The following is a 23,496-nucleotide window of genomic DNA, read 5'->3' as shown; positions in this document are numbered from 1 at the left end:
GTTCAGGAGTGTACAAGCAGTTCTGTTGCATGTTACCATAGACATATAACGGTTACATTTGGATAATGGCAAACCCTCGCGAAAGCAGGGGACGCAAAGCCACGGGTCTAATGCATTTACACAATGCGATGACAGCCGGGTTGCCCTAATTGCGACAATACGAGCGTCTATTTAAGTGCGCCGCCATTAGGGTGGCGCTTTTTTTGTATAACAAGAAGCGCCCCTGGTGTTCATCTCATTCGAGCGGATAACGTCAAAGAATGGGAGATGGTAAGGATGCGGACACGTTGTACGGAAACGACTGACAACAACGCAAACTGGCAAGTAGAAGAAAAACAATCATTGGTAGGCAGCAAGCGAAGAATTGCAATAGGGCTTAGTGCTGCATTGCTGTTCGGCATGTTCATGCCACAGACAACTCTCTATGCAGCGGATGAAACTAGCGGAAGCGGGACTGCTGCATCAGAATTGTTGAATGTACAGGCGGCAGGAGTCAAGGTTCAGGGCATTTCGCTCGGTATGAGTGAGAAGCAGCTCTTCGAGCGGCTGGGCCAACCAGCACGCAAAGACGTAAGCGAGTACGGGTTCGAGTGGTACATCTATAACAAGGATTATAAGCAGTATGTGCAGGTCGGTGTGCTCAACAAGAAAGTTGTAGCTCTATACTCGAATGCTAAGGCTGATTATGGCAGCATTGGATTTGGTTCGACGAAGCAGGAAGTTACAGCAGCCTACGGGTCTTCCATCAGTCGAATTAAGAAAGGCAATACGATCTACAATTACAAGGATAACGGTGGAACGTACAGTATGCACAAGGTGGGCGACGCTTATGCGACGGTGTTCTATGATGTGAATCAGCGCGGCACGGTAACAGCTGTCCAATTTATTGCTGAAGCTGTGGAATTGTCGTTCAAGGGCTACTTCGGAACGCCTAGCGAGCAATTGCGGACAAGCTTCGAGCAGCAAATATTCGATTTAACGAACGCGGTTCGCGTACGGAATGGCAAGAAGCCGCTGCAATGGAACGATAAGATCGCGGGAACAGCACGCGAGCATAGCGGTGATATGGGAGTAAGAAGCTTCTTCGATCATAATAATCCGGATGGCAAGTCGCCGTTCGATCGAATAAAGGCAGACGGAATCGTATATAAGTCCGCAGGAGAGAATATTGCCGCCGGCCAGACGAGTGCCATCTTCGTTCATGAGAACTGGATGAACTCGGAAGGGCATCGTGCTAACATATTAGGAGATTATACGCGAATGGGTGTGGGCGTATTTTTCGGAGGTAAATCGAAAGTCTACTACACGGAAAACTTCTATACGCCACGAAGCTAGCAGGCCGTGGTAAAAAGACGCCTTCAATCCCACAGAAACAGTGGTGTTGGAGGCGTCTTTGATTGTTGCGGCGTTATGGAGTCTTCTCCATGACAGCCTTCACAATAAGCCGGTGTGTGGCTGTGTCGATTGGATCACAGGTGATAAGTGTCAGCTCCCGATCCGTTGGATTCTGATCGAGAACGGACAGATCTTCTGGGGTCACGATGGATTTCGATTGCACGGTATACGTGTAGGTCTGATCCGACGTTTCTAATTGAACTTTATCGCCTCTTTTCAACTCATTGAGCCTGTTGAAGTGTCTGCCGAATGTCAGACTGCGATGGCTCGCCAATACAAAGTTGCCGATCTCGCCCGGCATTCGGCCAGGGACAACGATTCCACTTCCAACCTTGAGAGAGGCAGGTGTGGCTCCTTCTACCATAGGTTCCCGCAGATCGATTTTGTCGATCGATATTGCCCCATATACAAGGAGACCGTCAATGGATTTAGGCTCCTGTTTTTTTGGTGTGGTTGAATCGGTTTGTGTCTTGGAGGTTACTTGAATGCTGTTTTGCGGCAAGTTGTCCCACTCCGTAAGGAGCCGAAGCTCTCTTTGTTGCTCATTGTATTGGTTCCACTTTGGATATAAGATAAGAGCTAGCCCAGCAAGAAGAAACAAGAGAGCCGTGACACCGAGCAATCTGGACATGATTTGATTCTTCTTCGTAATAAGAGGCACCCCCTTAACGGACTATGTTCGTGCCTCTATTGTACCGTATGTAGCAATATGTTTTCCATAACCCACCATGATGGTAGGCGCGGTTTCGTAGGGAATCGGATAGCAGCAGTGAAGCTCAATTGCAGCAACCGGATGCTGGAAGGAGGCGTCAGCAATCTAAGATGATGAGGATCATTCCTTAGGGGAAGCCTGCTGAAGGATTGCTTTATGCATCCAAATGGCAGCTTGTGAACCTTCCGCCATCGCAATCGTAACCTGTTCCGAATGCACACACACATCTCCTGCCGCCCATACGTTGGGAACATTGGTCATTTTCGTACGTGGATCCACCATAATGTGTTTATTTTCATGCCGCTCTATCCCAAGCTGCTCTGCGAGGGAGGACTTCACCTCATTGCCTCCGAAGGCAACAAATCCACGCTCTCCATCAATGATCCTTCCATCGGAAAGTCTCACGCCACTGAAGATACCTTCTCCCTTACATACTACTTCTTCAATCTGTGCTTCAATTACTTCAATTTGCTGAGCATCCAATTGGTGCATTTGATCAGCAGACAAGGGCTTCTGCTCGTGATTCACATAGACGACGTCACGGGTCCAATACAATAGCGTTAGTGCCATATCAGCACCTGTAGAGCCAGAACCAAGCACAATGGTTCGACGACCGCTCACTTCATAACCATCGCAATCAGGGCACACGTACACCGTAAGGCCTAGGCAAGGCATAAGATTGGGCAATGATGGAATCCGATCCATGATTCCAGTGGCGAGCAGGAGTGTACGTGCAGTGAAGAGGCCGTTCTCTGTTGTCGTTACGACGAAGCCATGCTCGTCATCACGGGCGAGGCTCGTCACGGTATCTTCAAGCAGATGTATGCCTAACGATGTGGCCTGTCGTTTACCCAAATGACGAAGCTGGGAACCGGATACCCCCTCAGGCCATCCAAGCACATTATGGTAGGAACGGCATATCGTCGATCTGCCATAACCACTATCGATCACCAGAACGCGGTGTCGATATCTCCCCAACTGAATGGCAGCTTGCAGACCGGCTATGCCGCCGCCAATAATAATGCTCTCATAGCACATAAGCAGACACTCCTACCGTTGCTGAATGATTATTTCATGAAATAATGCCTGACATGCCAAGCAAGAGATCTTACTCTCCATGCTTCTTCGTCAAGTTCTCCTGAGCAAGACGAATCATCTCGCGCACCATCGAGCCGCCGATTCGTCCGCCAACGCGGCCTGCATCTTCCGTTGACAACTGTCCATTGTAACCTTCTTGCAACGGAACACCCAGTTCCTTAGCTACCTCATATTTGACATCATTCGGCCGGTTCGGATCTACTGCAAATCCTTCGCGGCGCATGACCTCGGCTTTAAAGGCATTGACGCTGTTCTCGGCACCTGTAACAAGCAACTTTCGACGACTTCTTCGGGACATAATGGTGTTCCTCCTGTGTCTTCAAAATAGATACTCTCCATACATTCCCCCTCCCAATCGAAATTATGTAAGAAATGAAGAGGAGTAGGAATATACTATGGAGAAATAATCCAGTGAGTAAGTGTCTGTTTGGGTAAGCACACCATTCGAGAGGAGCTTGCAAATGGATTCGGAATATCAAGATGTACAAGTGAAGGAAGCAGAGTTGACTGTGGAGCAGCAGAGGACGAACACATCCGATGTGGTCTGGCATTCGCCGCTTGAAGCACCGTTTGCCATTGCTGGATTCCACTGGCTGTCTATGGAGGGAAGATATCGGCGACTCCCCATCTCGCCCGAACATAAGATTCCAGAGGGGGTCGAATGGCTGGCGAATCATACAGCAGGCGGTCAGATCCGCTTCGTGACGGACTCTTCGAAGCTGTTCCTGCGGGTGAAGTTATCTGGCCCACACGACATGTATCATATGTCGGCGACGGGGCAGTGCGGCTTCGATTGCTATGTGGAAGCGGATGGACATCTCCACTACCGAAGTACGACGGCAGGATGGAATCCTAGAGATTCTGAGTATGAGTCTGTCCTATTTTTCCGAGATGAAGCACAGAAAAGGCTTGTCGTTCTGAACTTCCCGCTGTATCAAGGGGTAGAGGAGATTATGGTCGGGTTGAAAAGGGATGCCATCGTGGAGTCCCCGCCTGCCTATGAGGATCCAGGCAAGGTTATTGTTTACGGAACCTCCATCACCCAAGGGGCATGTGCCATGCGTCCTGGAATGTGTTACACGAACATTCTTAGTCGAAGAATCAATCGTGAATTCATTAACTTAGGCTTCTCTGGCCATGGAAAAGGAGAGGCCGAGCTAGCTCATATTATTGCATCTATATCCGATCCAGCTTGTCTTATTCTGGACTACGAAGCGAACAGCGTCTCGCCAGAACGATATGCGGAGACACTGCCGCGATTCGTACGGATTTATCGTGAAGTGTATCCAGAAGTTCCGATTCTTATATTATCGAGACTTGCATTCTCCTTCACACGCTTCGATGAGGAGGACTCCAGACTGCATCAAGTGCGCAAGCACATGCAGATGACGCTAGTGGAATCCTTGCGGCAAGCAGGGGATCGTCATATCTACTTCTGTGATGGTGAACAGCTTCTTCCACAGCATGCTCTTGAATGCTTCGTGGACGGCACTCATCCTACCGATCTAGGGTTTGTGCAGATGGCTGATGGACTGGAGCCAGTACTGCGAGAAATACTGGCAAGCAATTCTTAATATAGCCTTACACAATAAGCAGGGAGCTAGTTGCATACGGAATGATTGAGAGGTGGCCCAACCAAGGGCCGCCTTTTTTATCGTATTAGGCGTTGATGGAAGAAGCAGAACCGGACAATGGCGATGAAAAAAGGTATGTATATAGGAACGATTATGAGAGGCTTCTATTATTTGAGATTCATATAGTAATAGGAAAAGGAGGTATGGAAAACATGAGAACTGTAATCTCTCACTTCTACAATGAGGAATATTTACTGCCGTGGTGGCTGAAGCATCATGCTTCACTTTTTGATCATGGAGTTCTCATCAATCGAGGGTCGACGGATCGCTCTGTTGAAATTTGCCGACAATTAGTTCCCCATTGGGAGGTTCGAGATTCCAAAGTCCCTACATTTGACGCAGAACAGGTTGATATAGAGGTCATGGAAATCGAGGAAGAGTGCATGGGCTGGAAAATGGCGTTGAATACAACGGAATTTTTATGTTTCCCTGATAAGAATAAGTTCTTTTCTTCGCTGGATGAGATGGGCAGCAGTATGTACTCTCTTCGTACGATTATGCTAATTGATGACCCTAACTACGGATATGATGAGCCGGATCCAGCCAAGCCTTTAGTAGAGCAGCGCCATCATGGTTTTATTTTGCCTGATACCGGCCGATTCATTCATAAGTACCCTCGGGGTAATTATGCTCCAGGAAGACACTTCTCTTCCCATCCGTTTATCGATTACCCCTTCAATGATAATCCGTATCCAGCCATTGTTATCAAGTTTTTCTATAGCCCATGGACAGAGGAAACACGGCTTCGAAAGTTGCAGATTGGACCAACCCTTTCGGAAGGCAGTATTTATCGAAGCATGGGGCTACAGCATCTCGTTACCCGCGAAGAATTAGAGCGGAGATATAACAGTTATGTGAACCAAGCGACTGATTTAAGTCATCATCCTGATTATCAGCGTGTATGGAGGTGAGCTGTATGAAGGCAGTCATACTTGCAGGCGGATACGGAACGAGAATCGGTGAGGAGACGCAGGTCAAGCCAAAGCCGATGATCGAGATTGGCCCCCAGCCGATACTGTGGCACATTATAAAGCTGTACAGCCATTATGGAATTCGTGAGTTTATCATTTGTCTGGGGTACAAGGGCTACGCCATAAAAGAATATTTCATCCATTACTATATGCGGCATACGGATTTCACGTTAGATATGGGTAGTAACACTGTTGACTATCATGGGGACAATGCTGTTCCGTGGAAGGTTACATTAATCGATACTGGTGAGGGGACAGAAACGGGAGGACGGATTAAGCGGGTTCAAGCGTATGTTGGCGACTCTACCTTTTGCCTCACCTATGGAGATGGAGTTAGTAATGTAAATATTGCTGAATTGATTGCGTATCATCAATCCCATGGCAAATATGCGACAGTAACGGCAGTTCAACCCCCAGGAAGATTCGGTTCGCTTGCCTTGGCGCAGCAGCAGGTCATCGATTTTACAGAGAAGCCTGCAGGGGATGGAGGCTTCTTTGTATTGGAGCCTGACGTGTTCCCATATATTCTTGACGATGCTGCCGTATGGGAGACGGATGTCTTAACCGAACTAGCACGCCAGCGGCAGCTTATGGCTTATGAGCATCATGGCTTCTGGCACCCGATGGACACAATGCGGGATAAGAAGAAATTGGAGGACTTGTGGGAACGGGGACAAGCGCCATGGAAGGTGTGGCAGGCATGATCAATGAAACTTTTTGGCAGGGAAAGAAGGTTCTTGTTACGGGACATACAGGCTTCAAGGGATCCTGGTTGACGATGTGGTTGTCCTTGATGGGTGCGGAGGTTGTTGGATACGCCTTACCACCGAGTACGAAGCCGAACCTGTACAATGCTGCGAATATTCAAGCCTTGAGTAGGGATTCCATTATTGGAGATGTGAATGATTATTCGGCTCTGCTGAAGGTGATGTCGGAGTACGAGCCGGAGATTGTGTTCCATTTGGCTGCACAGCCGCTCGTACAAACATCCTATGAACATCCGGTAAGCACCTTCCACACGAATGCAATGGGAACGGTGTATCTGCTGGAGGCGGTTCGTCATACAGCTAGCGTTCGTGCTGTTATCAATGTAACGAGCGACAAGTGCTATCGCAATACTGGGGAAACGACGCTTTCATTTCGCGAAGAGGATCCGCTAGGCGGTCATGATCCTTATAGTGCAAGCAAGGCATGTGCCGAGATCATTGCAGCAAGCTATCGGGATTCCTATTTTCGCAGCGAGGATGGACAAGGGCCTAGAATGGCTTCCGTTCGGGCAGGCAATGTCATTGGCGGCGGGGATTGGACAGAATCTCGCCTTCTGCCGGATGTAATAAGAGCTTGTTCCGCCTCTGAACCACTGCTTGTTCGGAACCCAAACGCGGTACGACCGTGGCAGCATGTGTTGGAGCCCGTGCACGGTTATCTGCTTCTCGCGGAGAAGTTGTGGGACCATCCGCAATACGCAGATGGATGGAACTTCGGGCCGCTGGAACAGCCAGACACAACCGTTCAAGATATCATTCAAATGGCAGCAGAGATCTGGCAGGTAGACATACAAGTGGTGCTAGAACAAGCAGCCACTCGCTATGAAGCTCCCAGACTATCTCTGGATAGCAACAAGGCAGCACAGCTATTAAACTGGCATCCGAAGTTGTCTATCAGGGAGGCTGTGGCATGGACGATGTCCTGGCATCAGCAGCATCGTGCAGGAATGAATGCTAGACTGCTATCAGAGCGGCAGATCGTCGATTATGTTCGCAGAGAAGGAGGAAGAGAAGGCGAATGAACTCACATTGTCGGATATGCGGTACACAGCTTGTGCATACCTTTATTGATTTAGGACAATCTCCACTTGCAAATGCCTTCCTAACACCAGAGGAATTGGGGAATGCCGAACCCCATTATCCGCTCCATTCGTACGTATGTGATACTTGTTGTCTCGTACAGCTTGATCAGTTCGCGAGCCCGGCTAGTATATTCAAGCATTACTTATATTTAAGCTCCTATTCTACAAGTTGGCTGAAGCATGCAGAACAATATACAGACATGGCGATTCGCAGATTTCAACTGAACGGTGATTCACAGGTCATCGAGATTGCGAGCAATGACGGTTATTTACTGCAGTATTTCCATCAGCAGGGCATACGAACACTGGGCATAGAACCAGCAAGCAATGTGGCTCAACTTGCGAGGGATAAGGGAATCCCGACGAAGGCAGAGTTTTTCGGACAACGACTGGCGGAAGAGCTCGTTAAGGACGAGGGGATTAGCGGGAATCTAATCGTAGCGAACAATGTGCTGGCTCACGTTCCGGACGTCCAGGATTTTGTCGCTGGTCTGAAACGGCTGCTCCATCCGGAAGGCACCATAACGATTGAATTTCCGCATGTACTCAATCTTATTCGATATAAGCAGTTCGATACGATATATCATGAGCACTTTTCTTACTTCTCCTTGTTCTCGGCTCAACAGCTATTCTCCATGCATGGCCTCCAAGTAACAGATGTAGAAGAACTTTCTACACATGGGGGGTCATTGCGCTTGTATATCATGCATGAGGACAAGGACAGATTGGCCGCAGCAGCTGTGCAGAAGGTTCTGGAACAGGAAAGGCAGAACGGACTGCATGACTGGCGGGCATATACCGCGTTCGCCCAGCAGGTAGAACAGATGCGGGAGGATATTGTCCGATTCATGATGGAAGCTCGCAATCAAGGCAAGCTGGTAGCAGGTTATGGGGCACCGGCGAAGGGCAATACACTGCTTAATTATTGCGGGTTCCATACGGCATGGCTTCCATTTACGGTGGATCAGAATCCATATAAGCAGGGGCTATATTTGCCTGGTTCGCGAATTCCTATTCGCAGTCCCGAGGAGCTGAAGCGAGTACGTCCAGATTATGTACTTATACTGCCTTGGAATTTGAAAGAAGAGATTATGGAGCAGTGCGCTTATATCCGAGAATGGGGCGGGAAGTTTGTCATCCTTGTTCCAGTGATTGAAGTGGTGTAAAGGATGGATAAAATACTGGTTACGGGCGGCAGTGGGTGGATCGGCGGCTTCGTCGTTCAGATCCTGCTCCAGAAAGGGTATGACGTTCATGCTATATATCGGAGAGCGCATAGAGCGGATCTCTTCTGTACGTGGCATCAGATAGATTTATGGGATGAGGAAGAAGTGAAGGCCCTTATCGAACAGGTAAGACCAACACACCTTATGCACCTTGCCTGGGATGCCATTCCGCCGCAATGTTATACTTCTCTGAGCAACTATAACTGGATGCAATCCAGCAAGAAGCTTATTGATCATTTCATTCAATGTGGCGGACAAAGATTGATCGTTGCTGGCTCTTGTGCCGAATATGAATGGACGCCGGGATTATTGTCAGAGGTCAATTCTTCATTATCGAAGAAGACTTTATATGCGGTATGCAAAAATTCGCTGCGTGCTTGGCTGGAGTCTTATACGGAACAACAGGGGATAAGCAGCGGCTGGGCACGTATTTTTCATTTATATGGCCCTTATGAGCAAGGGAACCGTCTCGTATCCTCCATCATTCGTTCACTGCTGGATGGACGAGAGGCGGCTTGCTCACTAGGCAAGCAGTATCGAGACTTTCTGTTTGTTAAGGATGTGGCGGATGCGCTGGTGTCTTTTCTCTTCAGCAAGGTGGAGGGCGCATTGAATATCGGTTCAGGGAAGCCGGTTCAGGTAAAGCAGATCGCCCTGATGATTGCCAAGAAGTTGGGGCGTGAACGTTTGCTTCGATTCGGGGCACTCCCTGATCCCGTAGATGAACCCTTGTATGTTGGCGCTCATGCTGGGCGTTTGAAGCAGGAATTGCGATGGCAGCCTCAGTATAGTTTGTCGGCAGGAATAGACGAAACGATCGAATGGTATAGGAACATCCAGAAGGATATTCGCTAAATTCACTTGATCGATTTATCGTAGTAGTGAATGGACTCCATGCATTCGCGCAGCCTCAATAAATTTTAAGCGAACGCTCAGCTGTATTTCAGCTAATAATAGGATAATAGAAGGAACAGGGAATATATCGCAGCAGTGAGGGAGAGGCGTGGATGTATCGGAGCAGAGGGATTCGAATTCTCATCGTAGATGATGAACCGAATATTTTACAATTTCTTGAGCTGGGATTGGTAAATGAGGGGTTCGATGTGCAGGCTGCACAGGATGGCGTGACTGCTGTAGCCCGATTTACTGAGTTCCAGCCTCATGTCGTTATATTGGACGTGATGATGCCGGGGATGGACGGGTATGAGGTGTGCCGTATGCTGAAGAAGTCAGAAGATGTGGCGATTATTATGCTTACGGCGAAGGATGAGGTGGATGACCGTGTGAAGGGCTTGAATCTGGGGGCAGACGATTACATGGTCAAGCCATTCAGCTTCGCTGAGCTATTGGCACGAATTCAAGCACGGATTCGCAATCAGTTCCCGACGATGTTCGGGGGTGTGCAGGTAGGGCCATTCGTGATCGATGACAAGCGCAAGGAAATGAAGTATAGCGGCAGAGTGCTGGCGCTCTCGCCAACGGAGTATGATCTGCTCAAGTTCCTCGTGCTGAATCGTGGCGTGGTATTGAGCAAGTCTGTCATCTTGGATCGGGTATGGGGTTATGACTTTGGGGGAGAGGACAATATTGTCGAGGTGTATATCCGATCTTTGCGGGAAAAGTTGAACGACAAGGAACATCAGTTAATTCGAACGTTGCGTGGAGCTGGTTATCGGGTAGATATCCCATGAGGAATCGATGGCGTTCCGGTCTAGAGAGGATCATAAACTTGTATTCACTACGTACCCAATTGCTGTATCGTTCTTTGCTTGTCATTGCTATCTTGCTGGTGATCGTCGGCATGCTGCAGTATATATTTATGCGCGAGGTTGTGTATCAGAATAAAGCAGCGAGTCTTCAAAGTCATGCAATGAGCATTCCTGGATTCGTCTGGAAGCGGGTGGGACAGTATCATCGTCAGCTTGAACAGTCGGGACAGCGTGTACCCGAACCCTCAATGCCGATGCTGCTTATGCCGGATACCCATGTGGCCTTCATTGATCAAGCAGGAGGCTATCATTCACTGCCGAATGGGCAAGGTGAACTTGCCACCGTACAATTGAATGCTGAGGAGTATGAGAAGGCAAGAAGGGCTCCTCTGGGCAATCCATCCTACCACATTGCAAATGATTCGAACGGAAAAGAACAGTTGGTTGTACTGCATCCCGTCTTATCAGCTCCTGGCAGGGAAATAGGGACGGTACAGATTAGTGCGCCAACGGCTCCGCTTAACGACTTGCTCATGGGGCAGACGCTTACTTTTCTCATGATAGCGGCTATAGCGATGTTACTAGGGGTAATTGTGCTGCTTCCAGTCATCCGAAGGACGCTGCGACCGCTGTCTGCAATGGTGAATACAGCTGAACAAATTGATGCAGGCAATCTGGATAGGCGCTTCTCCACCGCGCAGGGACAATCTGAGGTGGATCGTCTAGCCGATTCCTTCAATAGCATGCTGGAGAGGCTAGAGACTTCCTTCGACGCGGAACGGGAGATGAAGGAGCAGATGCGACGCTTCGTTGCCGATGCATCCCATGAGCTTCGTACACCGTTGACTTCGATCCATGGATTTCTAGAGGTTCTGCTTCGTGGGGCGGCCCAGCATCCCGAACAGCTGCATAAGGCATTAACAAGCATGCATAGTGAGTCGGAGCGACTAAGTAAGCTGATTCATGATTTGCTTCTACTAGCGAAGCTGGATCGAGATGGGGTGCCTTCCATTGAACTGGTTGAAGGATCTCTCGATGGAGTCATTCGCAGCATGGAACCGCAGCTTGTAATGCTGGCAGGGAAGAGAACGGTGGCGATTACGCTAGAGCCTCAGCTGTTATGCAAGCAAGATCCCGATAAGATGAAGCAGGTTGTGCTCAATCTGGTGCATAATGCGGTTCAACATACGGATGAAGAACTAGGGCACATTCACGTCGAGGGTATAAAAAATGAGAATGGAGTTCAGCTATCCGTCTCTGACAATGGGTTGGGTATTGCTCCTGAGCATCTTCCTTATCTGTTCGATCGATTCTATCGCAGCGAAACTTCGCGGAATCGTAAAAGTGGAGGTTCCGGACTAGGTCTGGCTATTACGAAATCAATTGTTGAAGCACATGGCGGAACGATAGACGTTGTTAGCCGAATAGGCGAAGGCAGTACATTTCGGATATGGCTGCCTCGGTAAATGGATATTGGACGGGGCTTATTGGTTGATTATCTAACTTGCCCTGCTTATTGAGCTTCAGTAGCGGTAGGATGGACTGATAATGATTAATTCTATGAAAAAAAGAAGCAGAATCCTCCGCGAAGTGCGTAGGAATTCTGCTTCTTGTACATAGGCCGCTAAGCTTACTTCTGATTCAGTACACGATACAAAATGATGGCTGCTTGTGCACGAGTGGAAGTTCCAGTTGGATTGAACGTATTGTCATCAGAACCTTTGATGAGCCCTTTGCTGACTGCATATGCAACGGCAGCCTTCGCATCTTGTGAAATACGAGCCTCATCCTTGAACCCAAGTGATGCATTCGCTTGGGAGAGATCGGTCTGCAGTGCTTGCGCTAGCAAGACGACCAGCTTCTCGCGTGTGATTGGATTCCGTGCCCCAGGCTCAGCAATTCGCTGCTCCCATGTCTTGCCGTTGTTCGTCAAGCGATCAAGCAAGGAGACAAATTCAGCCTGAGTAATGACATCGTTCGGTTTGAACGTGTCTAAGCTGTCTTTACCATGCAGCAGGTCATGGGCGGCGATTACTTCGATTTCATCCTTCGCCCAATGTGCAGCAATATCGCTAAATGGTCTTACATGCTCTGCGATGGTATAGGTACCGTATTGAGTTGCTTCGAACGTGACCGATTTTTTGTCGGCCGCTTGTGTTCCTGCCAATGTGTATTTCCAAGTGTTAGCCGTATCTTGCGCGAGTGCATAGACACCTGCCCTGCGAGTATCCTTCGCGGCATCTGTCAGCTTGAGTGTAATCCCAAGCGTCACACTCTTCGCATCTTTAGGGCCGCGGATGGTGAGCTTTGGAGAGGTGTAGGTAGCTTCGCCACGCTCTTTTGCGAACCCTTTATCCTTGTGGTCAGACAGGGAAAGCACAAGCTCAATTCCGTTCGAGCCGATAAGATCAGCTGCCGATTTATTCGGGATGATAATATCAAATTCAGTTCCTGACAGGAGCAAGTCCTTGCCTGAATCCTGCAGTTGCATCGCAGTCGATTTGTCCAGCGTGAACGCAACTTCACCGTATTCCTTCATGCGAACATCGCTAATATCGAGTTGAACCTGCTTGGCGTCCTTGTCCTGCAGCAGCTTTTTCACGGCATCTGCATTTATCGCGAACACCGCGTTTGCAACTCCATCCTTCTTCGTCTCCGTCAGTGATCCCGCCTTCAGTTGCTTGCCTGATGGAACCTGAACAGGCGCAGTTGAAGATGCAGAACCCCCTGATAAAGAAGATGAAACTGGCGGCGTTGGCCCTGGAGTCGGAGCTGGCCCTGGACTTGGATCTGGTCCTGGATCCGGCCCTGGCCCTGGATTCGGCTCGGATGGATTGGCGATTTCTATCTTAGAAGATAAGACCTTGTCTATTGGAATTAATTCGTTGTTCTCATTATACAGCTGCACATTTTCAAGGTTAAACCCATAAGTTCCTTCTTGATTGCCAGAGAAGACGAGCGTTGCAATATCGCCCTCTTTCTCAGACGCCCCCCCACTTAGGCTGACGCTGTAATTCAATCTGATCTTGCCTCCAGGTTCTTCAACTCTATCCTCTTTAATGATCAGAGGCGTACCTGGATAGTGCTTATCTTGATAAGTAGCCATCGTAACGCTTGGTTCCACACCCAACAACGTTACCTGGCTGTCATAAGTAAGACTGAATGAAGCAGAGTATACAGCTTCTGTAACGGAATAATTGATCTTGACGTCAAATGGATTTCTAGTCGGCACTTTAGAGCTGCTGCTTCCCGCATAGACGATATCTTTATTGTCGAACACGATACGCTCAGCAATATACCCAAAACCATTTTTTGCAGCGTCATATATCATTAGAATGAATTCATTGCTGCCTGGATTCAACGGAACCTCAATTGCAAATGTTCCATCACTGTTCATCTTGCCGATATGCTGCTTGTCCAATCGATCAAATGCAACTGTGGTAATATATTCATTAATCTTGTCAGGGAATAAATCTTTGAATAAGTCCTTCGTAATTTCCCCTCGGATAAATCCCGTGCCTGGATTCTCTTGGTTCCTGATAAGAGGGGGATCATCCAGAGTAAATTCCGGTGCTTCGCGATCAATAACGAAAAATGATTTCTGGTCTTCAAGCTTCTTATCGTTGATAGATGGAGTGAACTCGTACCGCCCATCCGGCAAGGAGACAGCTTTCCCGCCTTTCCATACCGTTCCATTCCAATTCCGATATCCATAGACACCCGGCTTGTGAAGTTTGCCTTGGCTGTCATAAAAATCGCCCATGTATGTTCCATATACCGCGTCTGTTACTGAAATCTTGAAATCAGCCAGATCTGTTGTTACATCGAAATAAGCATCTGCTGTCTGAGCAGGAGAAAATTTGCCGCCTGGTGAGAAGTACATAGGATCCGCAGTAAGGTTTGTAATTGGTGCAATTCCATAGTTATCCCCAACAAACAGGCTGACAGGAAGGTGCAGCTGGTGATGGGTTGTTTGCTCAGTTAAGGTGATGCTGCCTTCATAGCTGCCGGTAGTATTTTCTGGAACCGTTACCTTAACCCGTAGGCTTCCTGAACCATTTGCAGGTACAGTTACCGTATTCGAGGTGAACTGCAGGTTGATACCTTTGCTTGTTCCGCTCCAGGAGCTGCTGATTGTATAGGTTTGATCCGTATTTGCAATATCCTTAACGACAATTTCTTTGGAGTGGGTGCCTGCTGGAACCAATCCAAAAGATACACTCCCTGTCTCATACGGGATACTTTGGCCATCGCTTGTTGCCTTGGTTGTTGCTTCAACGAGAGCAATGGCTGTAGCTTGAATAACTTGATTGAGATCCACTCGTCCAGCGCCCTGTTCGGTTACGGAGTATAATCTATGATCGCGGTCTTCTATGGTTTTAGAATTATTCATCAAGAGAGCTTTCAGTTCGTCTGTTTCTATCTTGTGATGATACTTCTCCAGCAGCAGGGCAGCGGCGCCAGCGATGTGTGGGGCGGCCATACTTGTACCATTATTAGCTTCATAGCCTTTCGACGCATAGTCTCCATCCCACGCTGGTACGGAAGAACGTATCGCAACACCTGGAGCAGTGATGTCTGGTTTAATCATATAGTCCGGAAGAAGAGGCCCGCGGGAGCTGAAGTCCGCTAATAGATCCTCCTCTGGTACGGTATCAAAGGTAACCGTGGTTATCCCTTTATCAATGTTTCTCTTTAGTGCTTGACCCGCAGCTTGTGAGAGGGTGTAGGTAGGAACGTATTGATCTGGTAATTCAAGAGTTGCTCCCAGCTCCCCAGGTTCGTTGTTGAAAATGATAAGCGCTGCAGCTCCAGCCTTCGCTGCATTTATTGCTTTGTCCCGGAAACTAATATCGCCGCGCGAGACGAGCACAAGCTTGCCGGATGCTTTGATATATTTGTAGTCCTCAGGCTTGCCGAGGTTGGCATATACCGCCTCGAATGATGTGTTCTTATCAGTGATTTCTGGTGCATGCGTAGACAGTTTGGCGTACAGCAATTGTTGAATGCCTGGAGCCTGGAAGAAAGGTGTAATCATTGGAGGTGTAGAAGCTCCTACGGATATTGGAAGGTGAGCTCCGCCAGGCGAGCCAAGCGTTCCAGAATTAGGACCTTCGTTGCCTGCTGCCATTACAACGGTTACACCAGCGCGTACTGCATTGTTGACGGCCACTGAATCAGCCGTATAAGCGTTGTTGAATGTTCCGCCTAGCGACAGGTTGATGACGTCCATCTTATCTTTAATTGCTTTATCAATACCAGCAATAATATTCTCTGTATATCCACTGCCGTATGGTCCCAGTACCCGGTATGCATATAAGTCAGCGCCAGGAGCGATGCCTCTGACCCATCCCGTCTTTCCGTTCGGGTTGTTAGGGTCGCCACGGCCCACAATCGTGCCGGCTACATGAGTTCCATGTGATGTATGGTATGGTTTTCCGTTTCTAGGCAGCTTCGAAAGATCAGGGCGGGTTTCCATCGGATCACTGTCGTTATCAACGAAGTCCCAACCACCCTTAAAGGCATCCTTTAAGCTAGGATGGTTATAATCGACACCTGTGTCTATAACCCCAACCTTAATGCCAGCACCCGTGACGCCAATGTCCCATAATACATTCGTACCAATGTAGGGAGCGCTTACATCCATAAGTGGCTTGAATACACCCCCGTCGTCAACAGGTATATTATATTCCAAGTTTGGATAGATGGCTTTCACGTTAGGAAGCTTCGCTAGGCGATCCACTTCATTAGCTGGAATGCTCACGGAATATCCATTGAGTGCGGCCGTATACTCATGGCGGATTACCGCTTTCGAGTTTATCCGGGCTTGCAATTTAAAGGTGTTTTGCTCGAGTTTAATTTTCTTTTCTTGATCGTCAGCAGAAGGAGCAGAGCTTTGCCCTTGCTCCGCTTGGGATAAGGCTACGGGTTCTGTGTTTAATTCGACGATGACGGTTATCGGCTTATTGCTGTCGGACTGAGGAACAAAGTTGTTGCCTGTTTTGGTTGGTGATTCGGGTTGGCCAGGAAGTTGGAGCTGTGGAGACAGGTTGGAATTGACCTTTGGTGTAACCTGTTCTTTCGAAGTAATTTCTTGCGCATAAGTGTGTGATGAGGCTGGGAATAGCATGGCGGCTACCATGGCGATGCTAAGGATTCCCGCTAATTTTCGACGTATCGTATGTAATTTCAAGCTGCAACCTCCCTTTTGAAATGGTTAGTGCTGTGCCTGCGCTCTATCAATGATGCAAACGATCTGAATTCAGACCCCCTTATAAAAGTAATATGACCCATATGTTGCCATTAAGGTTAGTGACTATTTTACCTCACGATTCATAGTTTAAACATGGGTATTTTGGCCTATTAGAAGAGGTTCAATATAGAAAAATAGTATTATAGAATTTGTTATTGGGCAGAGGTTTGTGGTAATTTGACCCAATATACTCTTGCTTGATTGGTCTACGGGCCGTACTAGATTATGGTACACTACATAGTATAGTACCATCTAAACTATTGATAGCTAAGCAAGGAGATATAGAAGATGAAGCTTATATCCTGGAACGTGAACGGGTTGCGCGCTTGCGTGAATAAAGGTTTTATGGACTACTTTCAAGAGATGGACGCAGATATTTTCTGTGTCCAAGAGACGAAACTGCAGGAAGGGCAGATTGAGCTTGATCTTGGGGAGGAATATTCGCAGTATTGGAATTATGCGCTCAAGAAGGGATATTCCGGCACAGCTGTATTTACGAAGAAGAAGCCTCTGACGGTTCGCTATGGCATTGAGGAGAATGAGGAGCCGGAAGGCCGCATCATTACGCTTGAATTCGAATCTTTCTTCTTAGTCAATGTGTACACGCCGAACTCGAAGCGTGATCTCTCCCGTCTGGAAGAACGACTAGAGTGGGAAGAGCGATTCAGCGGCTATTTGCAGCAGCTGGATGCGTGCAAGCCGGTCATCGTATGTGGCGACTTGAACGTTGCTCATCAAGAGATCGATTTGAAGAATCCGAAGTCAAACCAGGGCAATTCCGGATTCACAGCAGAAGAGCGGGAGAAGATGACCATCTTACAAAACGCAGGCTTCACAGATACGTTCCGGCATTTCTATCCGGATCGGACGGACGCGTACAGCTGGTGGTCGTACATGCCGAAGGTGCGTGAACGGAATATCGGGTGGCGCATTGATTACTTCCTCGTATCTTCGAGATTGAACGATTTTTTAGTAGATGCTCGCATCGATTCGGACATCATGGGTAGTGATCATTGCCCGGTTCATTTGATAATAGAGGATATATAGCTGGAGAACATAAGCTAGAAGCAGGAATGAAACCATTGGAATTATGAATCAATAACAGAAGGCCGGAGACCCATACAGCGAGGGGAATCCGGCCTTCTCCTATGTTGCGTGAAGAACACGCTTCGTATATTCTTCTGGTGTAGCACCGATGATAGCCTTGAAATCCTTGATAAAGTGGGATTGATCATAGTAGCCAAGATCTATGGATAGTCTCGTCAAATCTTGATAAGAACCGTAGTCGATTGTTTCTGCGGCATCGTGCAATCGATACAGTCGAATGACCCATTTAGGCGTCACACCCACATATTGCTGGAACAGTCTTTGCAGCTTGCGCTTATTCACCTCAAATTGTTCACATACATGATCGACCTTCGTAATATGGCGATCGCCCTGAATACGGTCAATGATGCGATTGAGATAAGCCACGTTGTTGTCTCTAGCGGGAAGATGCGCTAGGAAGAAGGCTTCTGCTGCCGCGGCCATATCCTCATCCTCGTCCTCGGATAGGACAGCCTGTTCAAGTAGACGCGGATCAGCTTGGAACACATCTTCAAGACGCATTGAACGGCCCGTAATCTGGGAGATGGGCAGGCCCGCGAACGGATAAAATCCACCTGGCCTGAATTTGATGCCTAATACCTTTCCCTTGCCCTCCAGACGATGAGAATAGCGGTTCTGCGCAACTCCATAGATAGCCGTGTGACCATGCTCAATGACCATATTAACGCATGGGTTTGGAACAATCCCTTGTTCGTATGGAGGCTGATCGGTTAGATCCCAGCGAATGATCCAGAAGTGCTTAATAACATCACGCAATTGGTCAGAGGGCACATGGCGCGCAAGCGTGAATTTCTGTTCGCCTTGCTTCATGTTCAAAATGCCCATGCTAGGCTTATGGATTGTGGGTTGCATAAGTACGATGCGAATCACTCCCGAAATCAAGATTGAAGGACGATGGACTTGTTGATTGAGCAAGCCCCTGTTATGTGCCAACCGTTACAATGTGCCTAATTCCTGTGGACTGTCGCGTTTTTACAATACAAGCTTACGGGCAATATCTATAATCATAGTAGCAATAGATGGGAATCACCGCAATGCTGCTTAGTCTGGGAACGAGCAGTCAGTCATTTTGCGAAGGAGTGAAGGCAAATGGAAGCATTAAAGTATGAATTTTATATTGGAGCATCGCCTGAGATTGTATGGAATTCGATCGCGTCTCCAGAAGGGACGCGTAAAATTTTCTTCGGCAGTGTACTGAAATCGACCTTTGAAATTGGAGCTCCTTATGAATATGTAGGTCCAGGCAATGAAGGCGACGAGACGGTGCATGTGTATGGGCGCATTTTGGCCTATGAACCGAACAAAGTGTTGAGCTATACAGAGCATCCAGGGCCCTCTTATCGTGAGAATCATGCGGAGCTGGAGACTCGGATTACCTTCACGATTGACGAGGTTGGCGGCTGTACACGGTTAACATTGGTCAATGACAACTGGACGGAAGGACATCCATCCTATGAGAGTACGAAGGGACATTGGTGGATGATACTAAGCAATATTAAGACACTGGCTGAAACGGGAAAGACATTGGATTTTGGCTGGTAGAATGGCAAAGAGAGTCGACGTTATGTCGGCTCTCTTTTGCTTTCCATAGGCTAGACGGATTCACTTTCCTGGTAGAGTTTTTCGATGCAATCCCAGCATATTTTCTCTGGCTTCATATTCACTTCGATGATCCATGGCTTTAATTGTTGATCGATGCCGATATCAATACCGAGTATCCTCACTCCGGGATATCTGGTCTCAATCACTTCACTTGTACGCGCACTGATCCGATTCAATTGCTCTTTCACATTGCGCAGACTGACCCAATTGGTATGCGAGGATAATAACTTCTCAATCGACATGGAGCTTCCGCCGCTGCGAATATTTGTCACAATTTTGTTAGGCTGGGCAACACGGCCGAGAATACCTTCGTTCTTCCAGCTATCGTCTTCCTGCTTCCTGACCATAATGCGCAGATCGAAGGGGCGATCTTCCCATTTCATCAAATCAATTCCCTGCTGCACAATATATTTTTTGCTTGTCTTCTTCGCCAGAATGAAGGGATACAATTGTTCTTCCGAATGGAAAGTATGCTGCTTCGTTCCGTGATGGACATGGAACTGTTCTGATCCAGAGGAATCCATTGATTTGCTTACCTTCATGACCCCTTCACCGAAGGCGCCTTGATTCGGCTTCACATAGATTGTTGGATACAGCGATAGCATGAATGATAAAGAGTCCTTATCCAGCCTCAATGTCTCTGGTAAATGCCCGCGCAGCTCATGATCCTTCATCAATGCGAGATGATGTTCCCACTTTGGTCCCTTTGGCTCGACTAGAGAATGTGTTTTAGCTGCTGTCTTTCTCGCCTTTCTCTTCATGGAGTCTGATCCTCCTCCTGTAGGTGTTTACCCTATCCTATTCGTCTGACTGGGACCTTGCCCGTATTGTTCGCGTTATTTTTACACATTGTTGGGTAGCTGAATAAACTATGGGCAGGAAGGGGTGAGCGACTTGACGGTAATCAAGATTGCCGCGGTAGGAGATATATTGATGAAGAGTGAAATCATTGGATCAGCGAAGCAGCCTGACGGCTATCGATTTGAACCGATTTTTGAACAAGTAGCTCCTTATATACAGGAGCATGATTTTGCGATTGGCAATTTAGAGACGACATTCTCGGGTGCAACCTGGCATGATGACGGCATCTTGAAACAGAAGGGGAGCAATCGTTGGAAGGAGCAAAGGCATCCTGTCACACGGTATCCGATCTTTAGCTGTCCAGATGAATTGGCACCTGCACTGAAGCGATCAGGATTTGATTTCTTCTCGACTGCGAACAATCATTGCATGGATGGGGGCGGGAAGGGGTTAGTCCGAACACTTGAAGTTCTTGATCGTTATGAATTGAAGCACACGGGTACCTATCGTTCGAGGAGAGATGCGCACACATCCATGATCATACCTGTAAAGGGAATCAAGCTAGGCATTGCCGCGTATACGCTGGGTACAAATTCAATCCCTGTCCCAAAAGCGTGGCAGGTCAATCGCCTGAATCCGAGCAGGATGCTTGCTGATGTTAAGGCGTTGAGAGAGCAAACAGATCTGGTCATTGCCTGTTTGCATTTCGGACAGGAATATCGAACAACGCCGACGGCAAGGCAGCGAAGGCTCATGCAATTGCTGTTCCAACACGGTGTAAATGTGGTGCTGGGCGCTCACCCACATGTCCTTCATCCCGTCATCTCCAAAAAAATGAAGGATAGGTACGGTCGCACTCGGCTCCGGGTGGCGGCTTCTTCGCTAGGAAATTTCCTGACAACGAGATTGAAGAAGAACCCAAAGACGCTGCAAGGGATGATCCTATCGTTAACGATTGAGAAGAACAAACAAGGAATTACGGATATTACCAAGATCGATCAGAGGCTGACAACCGTACAACGAGTAGAAGAACAGGGACGAACCGCGTTCTCGATCATCCCCGATTAATGGACTGACCCCTAACGGGCGTGTCAGTTGAGGTCGAACAGTAAAATAAGAAGGGGCAATTATTGCTCCTTCATTCGCGTTGCTGGGGTCATTAGCAAAGATTCTCCTGTTTTCCTTTTAATACAGCCTCTTCCCGATTGCCTACATTCAGCTTGGAATAGAGGATGGAACAATAGTTTCGTACAGTGCCTTCGCTTAAGAAGAGCTTTTTCGCGATTGACTTGTATCTAAGGCCCAATGATAGATGGTGCAATACTTGGTGTTCACGCTGTGTAAGTCCATATGGATTGTCTTGAATATGACCTGCGCTATTTTCTATGTTGCTCGTCTTTGATTGCTTCATGCCTGCAAATACTTGCTCCGCAATGCCTTCCGCGATCCACGTCCCGCCGTTGTTAATCAATTTAATGGCCTCAATCAGTTCTTTAGGATGGACTGACTTCAGCATATAGCCGTTGGCACCGTGCTTAAGGGCCGTCATCGCTTGCCCGACGTCCGGAAAAGTAGTCAGAAATGCAATTTTTAAGTCAGGCCACCGCTGCTTCATCGTTTGAAGGGCGGTAATCCCGTCCATTTTCGGCATTTTTACATCCATAAGCACTAGATCTGGATGGAATCGCTCGCACTGTTCCAGTGCTGCCCGCCCATTGGAGGCCGCCCCGACCACTTCGAATTCAGGGTGCTTGGTCAATAACACATGCAAGCTATGCAGAATCGATTCCCGATCGTCTACGATAAGAACGCGCACTGCAGCGTTCGGCGCTGGCATGATGAGAGGCGCCTTACATACGACTACCGTACCTTCTCTAGGCACGGAATGAATAGACAGATTCCCGCCCAATGCAAGCAGACGATCTTTCATACCCGAAAGTCCATAGCCGTATTGTACCTGCTCCATCCCTTGGCCATTGTCCTCGATATGCAGACGGAGCCATTCTTCATCGTAATATAGCGAAATATCTATGGAGGTGGCTTGTCCGTGACGTACAGCATTCGTCAGGGCTTCTTGCAAGCAACGGTATAGGCAGTGACTGACGTGCTTCGTTACAGGGCACTCTGTTCCCAACACGCGGAGTTTTACCTTGATGCCTGTCGAGGTATAGAAGTTGTTCGACAGCTGATTTATCGATTCGCTTAGGGTTCCATCCATCTGATCGGGGGATAGCTCATGCAGATGTGTGCGTATATCATCGAGCCCTTTGCGAGCCCGTACTATTATTTCTCCATATTGCTCGCCGTGTGATGCAGGAATGGCGGGACGCATCGATTCCAATCCCATAATGACGGATGTTAACGTGTGTCCGATTGTATCGTGGAGCTCGTGGGACAGTCTGCTCCGCTCCTCGATCAAGGTAAGCCTCTCTACTTGGGTCACATGATGCTCGAGCACGCGATTCTGCTCTTGAATGATGAGACCTTGCTTATGAGTGAGTGCCAGCAATTGAAAAGCAAAGCCTAGAAAGTAGGCTAACCCGTTGTTCGGCAGGTATCGGAGTAAAATCTCATCCATTGCTGAATTAACGGCCATGCCGAGACTAAAGGGAATACAGATCACAACCAGGGGAGCGGTCCACCATATCGAATTGCGGCTGCTTAAGAAGCCGAATACAAAGGCAGCCATAAGGAATTGCCATGAGGCTAAAGGCAAGTAGGCACTTATCCAAATACTAAAAACGCCGACAAGCAAGATTTCCGCAAGCATGTGCCATTGTCTTCCGAAGCGCAGCAGCAATGGAAGAGGATAGACGAGCAAGGCTAGCGTACAGAGCATCCACATCGCGTGAGGGAACTCTTCACGGAACGCTAGTACGATGACTGACGCGCTGATCAGCCAATAGAATCGAGTGACAAGAATCGCCCAATCGTACCACGCCCGCTGCTTCGTCCACGGTATTGCTATATTCAATGTTAGCACCTCATTTCATAGTCCCGATAGATTCTGCAATGTATTGATAACAACTATGACGACAGTCAAGAGGCAATTACGTCATCCATGTTACTAGAATTTAACGGCAGAACGGGATGATACAGCGCTTGTCACATCATGACATTTTGTCATATGAACCCCATG

At 48.1% G+C, this 23,496-nt stretch carries 19 protein-coding genes and 1 riboswitch; of the genes, 12 read left to right on the top strand and 7 right to left on the bottom strand.

The annotated features are described in order from the left end of the window. Nucleotides 1-57: 57 nt before the first annotated feature. Nucleotides 58-148: riboswitch (cyclic di-GMP riboswitch) on the top strand. Between the two features lie 128 nt (nt 149-276). Beyond that, nucleotides 277-1,335, top strand: a complete 1,059-nt coding sequence (locus PBN151_RS18905) for a CAP domain-containing protein (protein ID WP_072730258.1) — start codon at nt 277-279, stop codon at nt 1,333-1,335. Between the two features lie 73 nt (nt 1,336-1,408). Here PBN151_RS18905 and PBN151_RS18900 read toward each other — a convergent pair whose 3' ends face one another. The 3 genes from PBN151_RS18900 to PBN151_RS18890 all read right to left on the bottom strand — a co-directional run bounded on the left by PBN151_RS18900 (nt 1,409) and on the right by PBN151_RS18890 (nt 3,503). Beyond that, nucleotides 1,409-2,026, bottom strand: a complete 618-nt coding sequence (locus PBN151_RS18900) for a class D sortase (RefSeq protein ID WP_227774856.1) — start codon at nt 2,024-2,026, stop codon at nt 1,409-1,411. Nucleotides 2,027-2,227: 201 nt separating this feature from the next. After that, complete coding sequence (locus PBN151_RS18895; protein ID WP_072730256.1) at nt 2,228-3,145, bottom strand: NAD(P)/FAD-dependent oxidoreductase; 918 nt, start codon at nt 3,143-3,145, stop codon at nt 2,228-2,230. A gap of 70 nt (nt 3,146-3,215) precedes the next feature. Then, complete coding sequence (locus tag PBN151_RS18890; RefSeq protein ID WP_072730255.1) at nt 3,216-3,503, bottom strand: alpha/beta-type small acid-soluble spore protein; 288 nt, start codon at nt 3,501-3,503, stop codon at nt 3,216-3,218. Between the two features lie 163 nt (nt 3,504-3,666). On the opposite strand from PBN151_RS18890, the gene PBN151_RS18885 reads away from it, so the two are divergent. The 8 genes from PBN151_RS18885 to PBN151_RS18850 all read left to right on the top strand — a co-directional run bounded on the left by PBN151_RS18885 (nt 3,667) and on the right by PBN151_RS18850 (nt 12,060). Further along, nucleotides 3,667-4,779, top strand: coding sequence for an SGNH/GDSL hydrolase family protein (locus PBN151_RS18885; protein ID WP_072730254.1), 1,113 nt, complete (start codon nt 3,667-3,669; stop codon nt 4,777-4,779). Between the two features lie 212 nt (nt 4,780-4,991). Further along, nucleotides 4,992-5,750 (top strand): glycosyltransferase family 2 protein, encoded by a 759-nt coding sequence (locus PBN151_RS18880; RefSeq protein ID WP_072730253.1) that lies wholly within the window; start codon nt 4,992-4,994, stop codon nt 5,748-5,750. Nucleotides 5,751-5,755: 5 nt separating this feature from the next. Further along, nucleotides 5,756-6,514, top strand: a complete 759-nt coding sequence (gene rfbF / locus PBN151_RS18875; protein ID WP_072730252.1) for a glucose-1-phosphate cytidylyltransferase — start codon at nt 5,756-5,758, stop codon at nt 6,512-6,514. Further along, the gene (gene rfbG / locus PBN151_RS18870; RefSeq protein ID WP_072730328.1) at nt 6,511-7,599 is read left to right on the top strand and encodes a CDP-glucose 4,6-dehydratase; all 1,089 of its coding nucleotides are present in this window, start codon (nt 6,511-6,513) and stop codon (nt 7,597-7,599) included. The genes rfbF and rfbG overlap by 4 nt, the downstream gene beginning before the upstream one ends. Further along, nucleotides 7,596-8,825, top strand: a complete 1,230-nt coding sequence (locus tag PBN151_RS18865) for a class I SAM-dependent methyltransferase (protein WP_072730251.1) — start codon at nt 7,596-7,598, stop codon at nt 8,823-8,825. Before rfbG ends, PBN151_RS18865 begins: the two co-directional genes overlap by 4 nt. Nucleotides 8,826-8,828: 3 nt before the next feature. After that, the gene (locus PBN151_RS18860; RefSeq protein WP_072730250.1) at nt 8,829-9,740 is read left to right on the top strand and encodes an NAD-dependent epimerase/dehydratase family protein; all 912 of its coding nucleotides are present in this window, start codon (nt 8,829-8,831) and stop codon (nt 9,738-9,740) included. Between the two features lie 152 nt (nt 9,741-9,892). Continuing rightward, nucleotides 9,893-10,576 (top strand): response regulator transcription factor, encoded by a 684-nt coding sequence (locus PBN151_RS18855; protein WP_072730249.1) that lies wholly within the window; start codon nt 9,893-9,895, stop codon nt 10,574-10,576. Nucleotides 10,577-10,614: 38 nt separating this feature from the next. Further along, nucleotides 10,615-12,060, top strand: coding sequence for a sensor histidine kinase (locus PBN151_RS18850; protein ID WP_370510434.1), 1,446 nt, complete (start codon nt 10,615-10,617; stop codon nt 12,058-12,060). A 164-nt stretch (nt 12,061-12,224) separates the two neighbouring features. Here the strand turns inward: PBN151_RS18850 and PBN151_RS32445 are convergent, their stop codons facing one another. After that, the gene (locus PBN151_RS32445) at nt 12,225-16,787 is read right to left on the bottom strand and encodes a S8 family serine peptidase (RefSeq protein ID WP_072730247.1); all 4,563 of its coding nucleotides are present in this window, start codon (nt 16,785-16,787) and stop codon (nt 12,225-12,227) included. A gap of 348 nt (nt 16,788-17,135) precedes the next feature. Here PBN151_RS32445 and PBN151_RS18840 point away from each other — a divergent pair, with 348 nt between their 5' ends. Beyond that, the gene (locus PBN151_RS18840) at nt 17,136-17,894 is read left to right on the top strand and encodes an exodeoxyribonuclease III (protein ID WP_072730246.1); all 759 of its coding nucleotides are present in this window, start codon (nt 17,136-17,138) and stop codon (nt 17,892-17,894) included. A gap of 99 nt (nt 17,895-17,993) precedes the next feature. On the opposite strand, the gene PBN151_RS18835 is transcribed toward PBN151_RS18840, so the two are convergent. Then, on the bottom strand, nt 17,994-18,887 hold the full coding sequence (locus PBN151_RS18835) for an AraC family transcriptional regulator (protein ID WP_227774854.1): 894 nt from the start codon (nt 18,885-18,887) through the stop codon (nt 17,994-17,996). A 156-nt stretch (nt 18,888-19,043) separates the two neighbouring features. On the opposite strand from PBN151_RS18835, the gene PBN151_RS18830 reads away from it, so the two are divergent. Further along, nucleotides 19,044-19,496: an SRPBCC family protein gene (locus PBN151_RS18830; RefSeq protein ID WP_072730245.1), complete on the top strand. Its 453-nt coding sequence runs from the start codon at nt 19,044-19,046 to the stop codon at nt 19,494-19,496. A 50-nt stretch (nt 19,497-19,546) separates the two neighbouring features. Here the strand turns inward: PBN151_RS18830 and PBN151_RS18825 are convergent, their stop codons facing one another. After that, the gene (locus tag PBN151_RS18825; protein ID WP_072730244.1) at nt 19,547-20,317 is read right to left on the bottom strand and encodes a YheC/YheD family protein; all 771 of its coding nucleotides are present in this window, start codon (nt 20,315-20,317) and stop codon (nt 19,547-19,549) included. A gap of 124 nt (nt 20,318-20,441) precedes the next feature. Here PBN151_RS18825 and PBN151_RS18820 point away from each other — a divergent pair, with 124 nt between their 5' ends. After that, entirely contained in the window at nt 20,442-21,425 is a 984-nt protein-coding gene (locus PBN151_RS18820) for a CapA family protein (RefSeq protein ID WP_227774852.1), read from the top strand. 91 nt (nt 21,426-21,516) lie between these two features. Here PBN151_RS18820 and PBN151_RS18815 read toward each other — a convergent pair whose 3' ends face one another. Further along, nucleotides 21,517-23,331 carry a helix-turn-helix transcriptional regulator gene (locus tag PBN151_RS18815; protein ID WP_083545218.1) on the bottom strand — a complete coding sequence of 605 codons (1,815 nt, stop codon included), beginning with the start codon at nt 23,329-23,331 and terminating at the stop codon, nt 21,517-21,519. Nucleotides 23,332-23,496: the final 165 nt, after the last annotated feature.

This window comes from Paenibacillus sp. NAIST15-1, assembly GCF_001894745.1.
Lineage (GTDB): Bacteria > Bacillota > Bacilli > Paenibacillales > Paenibacillaceae > Paenibacillus_B > Paenibacillus_B suaedae.
The sequence above is the reverse complement of the archived record's forward strand: the minus strand, read 5'-3'. Positions and strand labels throughout refer to the sequence as shown.